Raw genomic sequence first — 12913 nt, 5'->3', positions numbered from 1 at the left:
CTGGTGGGGCAGGCTCCGGCGGACGCGGCTCGGGCGGACCCGCGTCGGCGGGAGGGCCTCTGGTGGGGCAGGCTCCGGCGGGAGGGCCCCGGGGGGTCAAACTCCGGCGGGAGGGCCCCGGGGGGTCAAACTCCTGCGAGAAGGGCTCTGGTGGGCCGGACGAGGACTGGGTGTCTCTCGTCCGGCCGGGACCAGTGCGGGTGGTGCTGAGGCCGGGTCAGGACGCGGTGGCGGTGTCCGGGAGGGTCTCCGGGACGAAGTCCGCGCCGGTGGACGGGGCCGGGTACATGAGGTGCGACAGGCGGGACTGCTCCTGGCGCATGTGCATGAACGATTCCAGGATGTAGCCGACCATCAGCACGAGCACCGCGATGATCATGATGGCGGCGGCCAGGATCGCCGTGGGGAAGCGCGGGACGGTGCCGCTGTCCACGAACTCGGCGATGACGGGCGCGCCCAGGACGAGGGAGACGACCGCCAGCAGACCGGCGATGACGGAGTGGAAGAGCGACGGGCGCTGGCGGCGGGCGAGGCCGAGGATCAGCTTGAGGATGCGCCAGCCGTCGCGGTACGTGCGCAGCTTGCTGACACTGCCGGCCGGGCGGTCCTTGAAGTCGACCTCGAGCTCGGCGGTGGGCAGGCGCAGGCTGAGCGCGTGCACCGTCATCTCGGTCTCGGTCTCGAACTCCTGCGAGAGGGCCGGGAAGGACTTGATGTAGCGGCGCGAGAAGACGCGGTAGCCGCTGAGCATGTCGCTGACGTCGTTGCCGAACAGCGAGCGCACGGCGCCGGTGAGCATCTTGTTGCCGACGGCGTGGCCGGGGCGGTACGCGGCGTCCGTTATTTCGCGGCGGGCGCCGACGATCTGGTCGTAGGGACCCTCGAAGAGCATGTCGACCATCTCGCGAGCGCGCGAGGCGTCGTAGGTGTCGTCTCCGTCGATGATGAGCAGTGCGTCGGCTTCGACGTCGGCGAAGGCTCGCCGGATCACGTTGCCCTTCCCCTTGCGAGGCTCGTGCCGCACGATCGCGCCGGCCTTGCGGGCCTCCGCGACGGTGTTGTCGGTGGAGGCGTTGTCATACACGTAGATGACGGCCTCGGGGAGCGATGCGCGGAGGTCGCTGACGACCTTGCCGATCGCGGCCTCCTCGTTGTAACAGGGGACGACGCAAGCGATCACGGGGCTCATGTGAAGGTTCCTCTGAGATGCAGCAATTCGAGTGATGTATTTGCTACGTTCGTGCGGATGTTATCTTGATTTGTAAATCTTGGTCGCACAAGCTTACTTTACGGTCATGCTGCAGTTGACGGCCTGGAGCCGACGCGTGCCCGGATGGGTGCAGAAGATCTGGCGCGAGGTCGCCGCCTTCGGCATCGTCGGTGCTCTCGCGTTCGTCGTGGAGACCGCCAGTTTCAACCTCCTGATCTTCGGGTCCCCCTCCGCCGGCGGAGGGCTTCTGGGCGACCTTCCCGTCCTCGCCTCCGTCGTGGCCACCTTGCTCGCCATGGTCGTGAGCTGGGTCGGGAACAAATACTGGACCTATCGGGACCGCCGCGGCGCCGTCGACCGGCGTGAGGTCACGCTGTTCGTGGCCGTGAACCTCGCAGGCATGGCCGTCACCGCGGTCCCCGTATACGTCTCCCATGAGCTTATGGGTTTCACCTCGCCGCTGAGTGACAACGTGGCCCGGCTCGTCGGCTGGGCCGCGGCGACGGTGCTCCGTTTCGTCGCCTACCGCAGCCTCGTGTTCACCCCTTCCGGAGAGGACTCCGCCCACGTGCCCGGAACCATCGAGGGGTGGACCGCGAAACTGCGTGCCGCCAAGCGGAGCGGCTCCCTCTGGCAGTGGTACCTCGCTGCCATCGCCGCGTTCTGCGCCTACGTCGTCACGACGATCTTCCACCCCGGCTACCTCAGCGTCGACAGCGTGTCCCAGCTGAACCAGGCCCTGGGCGAGACGCCGGTGACCGACTGGCACCCGCCGGTGATGGCGCTGCTGTGGCGGATCCTCATCGACGTCACGGGCGCCTTCTCCGCCATGGCCGCCCTCCAGGCCACCGTGCTGTGGGTGTCGCTGTGGCTCCTGGCCCGGCTCACGTGGAAGAAGACGGGCAGCCGCGGTCTCTCCCTCGCGATGCTCGCCGTCGGCCTCCTGCCGTTCGTCGTCAACTTCACGGGCGTGGTGTGGAAAGACGTCCACATGGCGTACGCGCTGCTCGCCGTCCTGGCGATCGCGCTCACCGCGCGTGAGCTGCCGGCCGACCGGACCAAGGCCCGCTGGGTCCTGCTGGCCGTGAGCGTGCTCCTGCTGGCCTACACGATCCTGGTCCGCAAGAACGCCTTCCCGGCCGTGATCCCGGTCTTCATCCTGCTGGTCCTCGCGCTGTGGCCGGCTCCGGGCCGTCGCCGCTGGCTCGTCGCGACCGGCGCCCTCATCGCGGTCACCGTCGGCGCCAACGCCGGGGTGAACGCGGCCACCGACCCGCTGGCCACCCGCCAGTACGCGCAGATCCCGCTGGACGACGTCGTCCACGTCCTCCCCCCGGACCAGCTGCGCGCCGCGGCCGAGAAGGCCGGCGCCACCCCCGTCTTCGTCAAGGGCCTGCTCTCCGCCGCCGAGACGTGCGACAAGAAGAACCTCGCCTCCGACGCGTACTTCTTCTGCTACCCGGCCGGTGCGGGCGATCCCTCCTCGGAGGAGAACGCCGCCGTCCTGATGCGCATGTGGGTCGACGAGATGCCCAAGCACTGGAAGAACTACACCGAGTACCGCATCCGGCTCTTCGCTAAGCAGCTCTTCCAGGTCAACTACCGCGTCCAGGACGGTACGCCGGTCGACAAGATGTCCGGCGAGCCGGCCGAGGTGCTGAACACGCTGCCCAGCGCGCAGATGAAGCACACGCTGACCTACTACGTGACCGGCTTCGCCCGCGACCTGCCGATGCTCTTCTCGGGCTGGTTCTGGCTCGCCATCGCCCTGGTCCTCACGCTGCGCCGCCAGTGGGTCGGCCCGTACACCCGTGAACTGCGACTGCTCGGTCTCAGCACGATCCTGTACATCGCCGCCTACCTGCCCACCGCCGTGCAGTCCAACTTCCGCTACGTCTACTGGCCCGCGCTGTCGCTGACGGTCGCCGTGCTCCTGATCGTCTCCTCGGCCGTGGTGCGCCGCCGCGACGAGAAGGCCGCGGCCGAGGTCAAGGGCGCGCCGGCCGCGGCCGAGGCGGTGCCGACCGAGGCGACCACGCCGACCGCCGCCCCCATGGCCCCCCAGGGCTTCGCGGCGGAGGCCGTCCTGGCCGACACCGCCCAAGGACGCTCCAGCACCCAGTGACCCCAGACGCCAGACCCCAGGCGTCTGGTGCCCCGGCCGTGGTCGACCCCATCCGTACGAAGTGGAAACAGTCTCTGTGAGCAACGCACATACCGGCATCGTCAAGGCCGTCATCCCCGCAGCCGGGCTCGGGACCAGGTTCCTTCCCGCCACCAAGGCGACGCCGAAGGAAATGCTCCCGGTGGTCGACAAGCCGGCCATCCAGTACGTGGTCGAGGAAGCGGTCGCCGCCGGACTCACCGACGTCCTCATGATCACGGGCCGCAACAAGCGCGCCCTGGAGGACCACTTCGACCGCAACCATGAGCTGGAGGACGCCCTGCGGCGCAAGGGCGACCACGCCCGCCTGTCGCAGGTCGAGGAGTCCACCGCGCTCGCGGCGCTGCACTACGTCCGCCAGGGCGACCCGCGGGGCCTGGGCCACGCCGTGCTCTGCGCGCAGCCGCACGTCGGTGACGAGCCGTTCGTGGTCCTGCTCGGCGACGACCTCATCGACCCGCGCGACCCGCTCCTGACGCGGATGGCCGAGGTGCGCGCGGAGTTCGGCGGCAGCGTCGTCGCGCTCATGGAGGTCGACCCCGACCAGGTGCACCTGTACGGCTGCGCCGCCGTGAAGCCCACCTCGGACGAGGGCGTGGTGCAGATCACCGACCTCGTGGAGAAGCCCGCCCCCGGCGAGGCGCCCAGCAACCACGTGGTGATCGGCCGGTACGTCCTCGACCCCGCGGTGTTCGAGGTGCTGCGCACCACCGAGCCCGGCCGCGGCGGCGAGATCCAGCTCACCGACGCGCTGCGCTGCCTCGCCCAGGACGAGACCATCGGCGGCCCGGTCCACGGCGTCGTCTTCAAGGGTCGCCGGTACGACACCGGTGACCGCGGCGACTACCTGCGCGCCATCGTCCGTCTCGCCTGCGAGCGCGAGGACCTGGGCCCCGACTTCCGGGCGTGGCTGAAGGAACTGGTCGCCGAGGGCCTCTGACGCCTGGCGGGACCGTCGCGCCGGGGTCGACCTTCTGGGGTCGGCCCCGCACGCGTGTTCGTGGGGTTGATCCGGCGCGTGTTCACGGGGTCGGCCCCGCGCGTGTTCACGGGGTTGACCCCGCCGGGGCGGCCGCATAGCGTCGCAGCGCTGGGTGAGCAAGCGCTTAGGGGGTTCTCGTGGTCGTGTCCGGAGGGCAGGAGGCAGAGGCGCGGCTCAGCGCGCCAGGGGCCCCCTTCGCCGTCGAGGACGGCGTGTACGTGTCGGGGCCGCGGACCCTGCGGGAGTTCGTGGAGGCCGTCTGGGCCTACGGGGACCGGGTGTTCCTGGTGTCCGAGACGGGGCCGACGACCTACCGGGAGTTCTTCGACGCCGCCTGCGGCCTCGCCCGGCGGCTCGTCGGGGAGTACGGCCTGCGGCCCGGGGACCGGGCCGTCGTCGCCATGCGGAACCTTCCCGAGTGGCAGGTCGCCTTCTGGGCCGCCCAGCTCGCCGGCCTCGTCGCCGTACCGCTCAACGCCTGGTGGACCGAGGACGAGTTCACGTACGCCCTCGACGACTGCACGCCCGGTGTGCTGCTCGTCGACGGGGAGCGGGTCGCGCGCGTGCGGGCCTGGGCGCGGGAGCACCGCGTGCCCGGTGTCGTCTTCCAGGGCGAGGCGGAGGAGGGGTTCGTCGCGTACGTCGCCGACAGCGATCCCTTCCTCGGGCCGCCGCCCGTCGACGTCCTGCCCGAGCACGACGCCACGATCATCTACACCTCCGGCACCACCGGCCGGCCCAAGGGCGCCGTCGCCACGCACCTCGCGCAGGCCGGGGCCGCCATGAACCCCCGGTACTTCGCCGCCGCCGCGGCCCTGGCCCGCGGCGAGGTCCCCGGGACCGGGCCGGCGCCCGTGTCGCTGACCACGTTCCCCTTCTTCCACGTCGCCGCCTTCACGTCCTTCTACGCCGTCATGGCGGCCGGCGGGACCCTGGTGATGATGCGGAAGTGGGATGCCGGGACCGCCCTCGAACTGATCCGCGCGCACGGCGTGACGCACTACGCCGGGGTGCCCACCACCGCGCTCCAGCTGATCGAGGCCGCCCGCGCCGCCGGCGACAAGCTGGAGAGCCTCGTCCTCCTCAGCACCGGCGGCGCCGCCGCCCCGCCCGGCATCGTCGCCGGGGTCACCGCCGCGTACGGCGAGCGCGTCGAGCCCCGCAACGGCTACGGGCTGACCGAGACCTGCGGCGGCGTCCTCTCGAACGTCGGGGCCGAGTACCGGGCGCATCCGGGGAGTGTCGGCCGCCCTTCGCCCGCCACCGAGGTCCGCATCGAGCTCCCGGAAGGGCAGGCCGACGAGCTCCCCGACGGGCAGCGCGTGGGGGAGCTGTGGCTGCGCGGGCAGGCCCTGATCCGGGGGTACTGGGGGAACGAGGAGGCGACCCGCGCCGCCTTCACCGACGACGGCTGGTTCCGGACCGGGGACCTCGCCCGTGTCGACGCCGACGGGCGGGTCAGCATCGTCGACCGGCTCACGGACATGGTGATCCGCGGCGGCGAGAACGTGTACTGCGTCGAGGTCGAGGCCGTCCTCCACGAGCACCCGGACGTCCTCGACGCCGCCGTTCTCGGCGTTCCGCACCCCTTCCTCGGGGAGGAGGTCGTGGCCGTCGTGCGGCTGCGGCCGGGGGCGGCCGCCGACACCGCCGCCGAGCGGCTCCGCGCGCACGTCGGCACGCGCCTCGCCGCCTTCAAGGTGCCCGCCCGCGTCCTCGTACGCGAGGAGGAGCTGCCCCGGAATCCGACCGGGAAGATCCTCAAGCGGGAGCTGAGGGACGCGGTCAGCGGCGGGTGAGCCGGCCCTCAAGCGGGAGCTGAAGGGCGCGGTCAGCGGCGGGTGAGCCGGCCCTCAAGCGGGAGCTGAAGGGCGCGGTCAGCGGCGGGTGACGCGGATGCGGTACGCGCCCGTCGCTTCCTCGGCGAGGACGCTGATCCGGATGCCGTTGGCCCGGTCGGTGAAGATCTCGCCCGGGCGGTACGGGGCGTCCGACAGCTCCGCGTGGACGTTCGGGCGCCGCGTGCAGCCGCCGCTGGAACGGTCGCTGTCGGACACGGTCACAGGGCCGTGGCCGGTGTCCACGTCCGACTCGACCCGGTAGACGAGGACGCCCTGCTCGCAGACCGCCTCGTCGTTGCCCTCCTTGCTGCGCACCTCGACCGCGTACCCGGAGGTGCCGGAGAGCGGGACGAAGGCGAGCTTCGGGCCGCCCGCGACGGCGAGCGGGGTGAGGGTGTAGTCCGTGGAGCCGGGGCCGGACGCGCAGCTGATCTGGTCGTTGTCGAGCCAGCCCAGCTTCCACTTGTGCCAGCCGAGCAGGTCGTTGTTGGCGCCCCAGTCCTCGGACATGATGTCCCAGTGTCCGACGGTGCCGCCGCCGTCCGAGGTGTACAGGTCGGGCAGGCCGAAGACATGACCGTTCTCGTGGGGCAGCACGCGGTAGCCGGTCTCGGCGAAGCTGCCGGAGCCGTCGTCCTGCCGGCTGTAGACGAAGGACGTGTTGGCGAGCGGCACGCCGTCGGCGTACGGGGCGTCGTCGTTGCCGGAGAAGGTCACGGACAGGACGGTGTCGAGGGCGGAGGGCCCGGCGTTCGGCGTGACGAGGACGTTGACCAGGTCGTACGCGCTGAAGTCCACCTTCGTGTCGGCGGCCTTCACGATGTCCTCGACGAGGGAGCGGTAGCTCGGCTCGTACGGTGAGCCGCGCTCTATCCCGTACGAGGAGAACGGCCGGGGCATCCGCAGCCAGTCGGTCATCGGGACCTCGGCCTGGTACCTCAGGCGCCCGTACGAGCTGGTGCGGAACCAGTCGGAGGTCTGCGGGAAGAACTCGCGGAAGCGGCTCATCGCGGTGCCCTCCCCGACGGCGTCCGGGAAGTCGACCATCAGGGTGAGGGCCCTGACGCGACCCGTGGAGCGCACGTATCCGGGGGCGGTGGGCAGCCCCTCCGACATCTGCACGCCCATCGTCGTGGCGATCCGGCACGGCCCGAGCTGCGCCCCGCTCGGCGCGGCGGCCACGGGGCCGGCCGACGCGGGGGCGGGGTCGGGGAGCGTCGTGCTCGCGGACGCGAGCAGCGTGAGGGAGAGGGCCGTGGTCGCCGCCAGGGCGACGGGTCTGCGTATCCGTCGGCGGGGGTGCTGCATACGGGCGCCTCTCCGGTGGGGGCAGGTCTGCGGCACGGATCTCCTGTGCGGGAGGCGTCTCCCGTGTGGGGAGACGGAGATCCGTGTCGTGCGATCAGCCTGTGGTGATCGGCTCGGAGGCGCGCGTCGGGTGGACCGATCGTGTGGGTATTCCGTGCGGCGTGTCGCATGTGATCCAGGTCACACATCGGAGGGGAAATAACCGGGGACCCGGTCCCCGTTTAACCCTGTGTTCCACGAAGCGGGGACTCTGTCCCCGGATTGTTGAGGAGGTAGTGGCGTGACCAGCAGCCCGGACACCGCGCCCGTCCGTCGCGTACCCCGTCCGCGCGCGGACGCCCTGCGCAACCGCGAGCGGATCGTGACGGCGGCCCGCGAGATGTTCGTCGAGTTCGGCCCCCAGGTGCCGTACGACGAGGTGGCGCGCCGCGCCACCGTCGGGAACGCCACGCTCTACCGCAACTTCCCCGAGCGCGCCGACCTCGTCCGCGAGGTCGTCCTCTCCCTCATGGCCCGCGTCACCGAACTCGCCGAGCGGGCCACCGAGGAGGAGGCCGACTCCTTCACCGCCCTCCGCCGCTTCACCCACGCCGCCGCCGACGAACGCATCGGCGCCCTGTGCCCGATGCTCGACGGGGCCTTCGACAAGGACCACCCCGACCTGACCGTCGAGCGCGAGCGCCTGGAGGAGGCCGTCCAGGGCCTCGTCGACCGGGCGCAGCGCGCCGGCCGGCTCCGCTCCGACGTCGGTGTCGGGGACCTGATGGTGGCGGTGTCGCAGCTGACGCGGCCTCTGCCGGGCGCGGCCTGCGGGAACTTCGACCAGTTCGTCCACCGCCACCTGCAACTGTTCCTCGACGGCCTGGAGGCGCCCGCGCGCTCCGAGCTGCCGGGCACGGCAGTGACCCTGGAGGACCTGAGGCGCGACTCCTGCCCGACGTCGTGACGACTCGTCAGAGCCCCGCCGCACCCCTGCTCACGCACTTCCTCACGCACTGATGACGCACTGACTTACGCACTCCCTTACGTCCCTTTCTTCACCTGTACGCGCCAAGAGGTGGCTACCCCCATGTCCAAAATCCCCGAGAGTCCCGCGAGCCAGGCCGAGGCCGATCCCGGCCGCTGGAAGGCACTCGTCTTCATCGCCCTCGCCCAGCTGATGGTCGTGCTCGACGCGACGATCGTGAACATCGCGCTCCCCTCCGCCCAGCAGGACCTCGGGATCTCGGACGGCAACCGGCAGTGGGTCATCACCGCCTACGCCCTCGCCTTCGGCGGTCTCCTCCTCTTCGGCGGCCGCATCGCCGACCTGTGGGGCCGCAAGCGGACCTTCGTCGTCGGACTGATCGGCTTCGCCGCCGCCTCCGCCCTCGGCGGGGCCGCGAACGGCGAGGCGATGATGCTCGGTGCCCGTGCGCTCCAGGGCGCCTTCGGCGCGCTCCTCGCGCCCGCCGCGCTCTCGCTGCTCGCCGTGACCTTCACCGACGCCAAGGAGCGCGCCAAGGCCTTCGGCATCTACGGCGCGATCGCCGGTGGCGGCGGCGCCGTGGGCCTGATCCTCGGCGGCTTCCTCACCGAGTACCTCAACTGGCGCTGGACGTTCTTCGTCAACATCCCGTTCGCGATCGTCGCCGCCGTCGGCGCGTACTTCGTGATCCGTGAGCCCGCGGGCGGCCGCAACCGCTCCTCGCTCGACATCCCCGGCGTGATCCTCTCCACCCTGGGTCTGGTCGCGCTCGTCTACGGCTTCACGCGCGCCGAGTCCGAGGGCTGGAGCGACGCCGGCACGATCGGCCTCTTCGTCGGCTCCGCCGTCCTGCTCGGGGTGTTCGTGATCACCGAGTCGGTGGTCAAGTCCCCGCTTCTGCCGCTGCGCGTCCTGACCGACCGCAACCGCGGCGGCGTCTACCTGTCGCTGGGTCTCGCCGTCATCGCGATGTTCGGCCTGTTCCTCTTCCTGACGTACTACCTCCAGATCGTGAAGGGGTACTCGCCCGTCATGACGGGCTTCGCGTTCCTGCCCATGATCGTGGGCATGATCGTCGGTTCGACGCAGATCGGTACGCGGCTGATGACCCGGGTCCCGCCGCGGCTGCTCATGGCCCCCGGCTTCCTGACCGCCGGTGTCGGCATGCTGCTCCTGACCCAGCTGGAGGTCGGCACCTCGTACGCCGGTCTGATCCTGCCCGCGCAGCTGCTGCTGGGTCTGGGCATGGGTACGGCGTTCATGCCGGCCATGTCGCTCGCGACGCTCGGCGTGGACCCGCGGGACGCCGGTGTGGCCTCCGCGATGGTCAACACCTCGCAGCAGGTCGGCGGCGCCATCGGTACGGCCCTGCTGAACACGATCGCCGCCTCGGCGACCACCGCGTACCTGGCCGACCACGCGGCCGGCGCGACCACCCCGGCCGCGCAGAAGCTGGTCCAGCTCCAGGGCATGGTCGAGGGGTACGCCGCGGCCATCTGGTGGGCCGTCGGCATCCTGGTCCTCGCGGCCACGATCGCCTTCGTGCTGATCAACACCGGCAAGCCGGAGATGGGTCCCGTCGCCGGGTCCGGCGCGGGCGCGGACGACGAGGTGAAGATCCCCGTCATCGCCCACTGATCCGCCGGGTCCCGCTGGGGACTCCCCGGATCCCGCCAAGGGTCCGCCGGATCCCGCTACGGACTCCCCGGATCCCGCTACGGATTCCCCGACCTGCCCTGGCCCCGCGTTCTCAGCGGAGCCAGGGCAGGTCCGCGTCCGGGTCCGTCGGTTCGAGGCCCTCGGCCATCACCCGCATGATCGCGCCGAGCTGCTCGACCTGCTCCGGAGCGAGCCGGTCGAACAGCGCCTGGCGTACGGCCGCCACATGGCCGGGCGCGGTGCGGCGCAGGACGTCCATCCCCTCGTCGGTGAGCCGCGCGAACTGTCCGCGCTTGTCGGAGGGGCAGTTCTCGCGCGTCACCCAGCCGTTCTTCTCCAGCCGGGCGATCGCGTGGGAGAGCCGGGAGCGGGTGATCTTGGCGCCCTTGGCGAGCTCGGTCATCCGCAGTCGCCGGCGGGGTGCCTGGGAGAGCTGGACGAGCAGTCCGTAGTAGATGTGCGGCATCCCGGCGTCGCGCTGCAACTGGCGGTCGAGGTGATCCTCCAGGAGCGTGGTGGCGTGCAGGTAGGCGCGCCAGGTGCGCTGTTCCTCGTCGTCGAGCCAGCGCGGTGCGGTCATGTCTCCCATGGGTCCCATCGTACGACTCGTCCTTGAAAGTTGAACTACATAGGTTTACGCTGCGGATAGCGATCGAGCTTGAAGTTTCAAGTACTCGTTTCACGTGCTCGTTTCGAGTGCTCGTTTCGAGTACTCGCTTCACGCGCTCGCTTCACGCACTCGCCGCACGCACCACGAGGATGCCGGAGGTCGTCGTCATGGACGCCACGCTGGAACGGATGCCCGCCCTCTACCTGTCCCACGGCGCCCCGCCCCTCGCCGACGACCCCGTCTGGCCGGGCCAGCTCGCCGCCTGGTCCGCGGACCTCCCGCGCCCCCGGGCGATCCTCATGGTCTCCGCCCACTGGGAGGAGGCCCCGCTCTCCCTCGGCGCCACCGAGACCGTGCCCCTCGTCCACGACTTCTGGGGCTTCCCCGAGCACTACTACCAGGTCAGGTACGGGGCCCCCGGCGCCCCGCAGCTCGCCGACGCCGTCCGCAAGCTGCTCCGCGCGCCCGGCACGCCCGTGCAGGACATCCCCGACCGGGGGCTCGACCACGGCGCCTACGTGCCGCTCGTCGAGATGTTCCCGGGCGCCGACATCCCCGTACTCCAGATCTCCATGCCCACCCTCGACCCGCGCCGGCTCATGGACATCGGGCGCAAGCTCGCCCCGCTGCGCGACGAGGGCGTCCTGATCGTCGGCAGCGGCTTCTTCACCCACAACCTCGCCGCCCTCCGCCACACCGGCGGCGGGGTGCCGGGCTGGTCCGCCGAGTTCGACGACTGGGGGCACCGCGCGCTGGAAGCCCGGGACGTCGACGCGCTCCTCGACTTCGCGCACAAGTCCCCGGCCGGACGCCTCGCCCACCCGCGTACGGAACACTTCGCCCCCCTCTTCGTCACCATGGGCGCGGCGGACGCGGCCGGTGACCTCGACGCGGAACGGTCGGTGATCGACGGCTTCTGGATGGGGCTCGCCAAGCGGTCCGTCCAGTTCGGCTAGCCGCTCTACGAGAGCGGCGGGTTCAGCTCGATCGAGCGGACGGCGGCGGCGAGGGCGAGCGGGTCGCCGACGTCGAGTGCCGTGTCCGTGAACTTGATCGTGTGGTCGTCGCCGTGCGCCGCCGCCCGCGCGAAGACCTCCTCGGGGGTGAGGACGGTCCGCGCGTACGCAGCGGCCTCCCGCGGCGTGTAGGCGGCGGTCACCGCGGCCGCCGCCGTCCAGGCCGCCGCCAGGCTCGGCGCCCACAGCTCGCGGGGGAGCGCGGGCAGGGCGCGGAGGACCGCGTTCGGCGCGGTCGCCGCGTGGACCAGCATGATCGGCTCACCGTGCCCGTGGGTCGCGTACCGGTGCGTGGCCGCCGCCACCAGCTCCACGAGCAGCGCCTTCGCCGTGTCCGGATCGGGGGCGGAGTCCTGGGTCACGCCCCACTGCGGGAACGCCGTCAGCTGGTCGAGCCGGGCCCGGATCCCGCCCTCCTGCTCCGGAACGGGCGGTACGGCGTCCAGCGCGGCCGCCGCGCTCGGCGCCACGGCCAGCGAGGCGAGCGGGCCCAGCGGCTGGTGGCGGGCCGCCCAGTAGCCGAGGGCGTGCGCCAGCTCGGCGCGGCGCGGCGCCGTCCCGTCGGTCGTCAGGAGCGTCCGTACGGCATGACCGGTGCGGATCACGGGGTGCGTCGCGCCGGCCGCGATCCCCGGGAGCAGTCGCGGCCACCACTCGGTGAGGACCTCGCGCCAGGGGCGGGCGTCGGGGCCGTCCAACTGCCGCGCGAAGAACCGCGTCCAGTCGGTGATCCGGGACGGGTCGCCGAGCGCCTCGCGCCAGTCGTCCGCCGTGACGGGGCGGCTCGCGGGCGGCAGCTCCTCCAGCTTGGGCGCGTAGTGGTCGAGCCAGCGGTGGACGGTCGGGGCCTGGCCGTGGCGGACGAGCGCCTCGACGGCCATCGGGGCGTGATTGGTGAGCCAGCCGTTGCGCTCGGGGCCGGTGGTGTGGAGGCGTTCGAGGGCCTCGTCGAGGGTGCCGGTCGTGTCGTTGCTGTCGGGGCTTTCGCGGACTTCGTCGCTGTCGTCGCTCATGGGGGCGACGCTAGGGCGGGGCGGGTGGCGGCGTAACGGGCTGGGGACCTAGGTGTATTGCCCCGGGAGGTTGTGGACGGGTGATGCAGGTCTCGGCTGAGACTGCTTGAACGGGTGAGGGCCTTCCGGGTTCGGTGTGGATT

10 protein-coding genes are annotated in these 12913 nt (G+C 71.5%); 6 read left to right on the top strand and 4 right to left on the bottom strand.

The window, feature by feature from the left end; all coding sequences use genetic code 11:
• Positions 1-217: 217 nt before the first annotated feature.
• Entirely contained in the window at positions 218-1189 is a 972-nt protein-coding gene (locus ACWFR1_RS12415; protein WP_453549649.1) for a glycosyltransferase family 2 protein, read from the bottom strand.
• Between the two features lie 106 nt (positions 1190-1295).
• Between ACWFR1_RS12415 and ACWFR1_RS12410 the strand changes: the two genes are divergently transcribed.
• From ACWFR1_RS12410 to ACWFR1_RS12400, 3 genes are all read left to right on the top strand, one after another.
• Entirely contained in the window at positions 1296-3335 is a 2040-nt protein-coding gene (locus ACWFR1_RS12410; protein ID WP_453549646.1) for a GtrA family protein, read from the top strand.
• Positions 3336-3411: 76 nt separating this feature from the next.
• Positions 3412-4314, top strand: a complete 903-nt coding sequence (gene galU, locus ACWFR1_RS12405) for a UTP--glucose-1-phosphate uridylyltransferase GalU (protein WP_453549643.1) — start codon at positions 3412-3414, stop codon at positions 4312-4314.
• Between the two features lie 179 nt (positions 4315-4493).
• On the top strand, positions 4494-6155 hold the full coding sequence (locus tag ACWFR1_RS12400; protein ID WP_453549641.1) for a class I adenylate-forming enzyme family protein: 1662 nt from the start codon (positions 4494-4496) through the stop codon (positions 6153-6155).
• A 78-nt stretch (positions 6156-6233) separates the two neighbouring features.
• Here the strand turns inward: ACWFR1_RS12400 and ACWFR1_RS12395 are convergent, their stop codons facing one another.
• Entirely contained in the window at positions 6234-7505 is a 1272-nt protein-coding gene (locus tag ACWFR1_RS12395; protein WP_453549638.1) for a M6 family metalloprotease domain-containing protein, read from the bottom strand.
• Between the two features lie 280 nt (positions 7506-7785).
• Here ACWFR1_RS12395 and ACWFR1_RS12390 point away from each other — a divergent pair, with 280 nt between their 5' ends.
• On the top strand, positions 7786-8451 hold the full coding sequence (locus tag ACWFR1_RS12390) for a TetR/AcrR family transcriptional regulator (protein ID WP_453549636.1): 666 nt from the start codon (positions 7786-7788) through the stop codon (positions 8449-8451).
• A gap of 123 nt (positions 8452-8574) precedes the next feature.
• Positions 8575-10110 (top strand): MFS transporter, encoded by a 1536-nt coding sequence (locus ACWFR1_RS12385; RefSeq protein WP_453549633.1) that lies wholly within the window; start codon positions 8575-8577, stop codon positions 10108-10110.
• A gap of 112 nt (positions 10111-10222) precedes the next feature.
• Here ACWFR1_RS12385 and ACWFR1_RS12380 read toward each other — a convergent pair whose 3' ends face one another.
• Positions 10223-10729, bottom strand: a complete 507-nt coding sequence (locus tag ACWFR1_RS12380; RefSeq protein WP_453549631.1) for a MarR family winged helix-turn-helix transcriptional regulator — start codon at positions 10727-10729, stop codon at positions 10223-10225.
• Between the two features lie 179 nt (positions 10730-10908).
• Here ACWFR1_RS12380 and ACWFR1_RS12375 point away from each other — a divergent pair, with 179 nt between their 5' ends.
• Positions 10909-11697: a dioxygenase family protein gene (locus ACWFR1_RS12375; RefSeq protein WP_453549628.1), complete on the top strand. Its 789-nt coding sequence runs from the start codon at positions 10909-10911 to the stop codon at positions 11695-11697.
• A 5-nt stretch (positions 11698-11702) separates the two neighbouring features.
• Here the strand turns inward: ACWFR1_RS12375 and ACWFR1_RS12370 are convergent, their stop codons facing one another.
• Complete coding sequence (locus ACWFR1_RS12370) at positions 11703-12770, bottom strand: questin oxidase family protein (protein ID WP_453549626.1); 1068 nt, start codon at positions 12768-12770, stop codon at positions 11703-11705.
• Between the last annotated feature and the right edge of the window lie 143 nt (positions 12771-12913).

The organism is Streptomyces sp. NPDC055103, from assembly GCF_053607625.1.
Note: the sequence above shows the minus strand (reverse complement) of the source record. Positions and strands in the feature narration are given on the sequence as shown.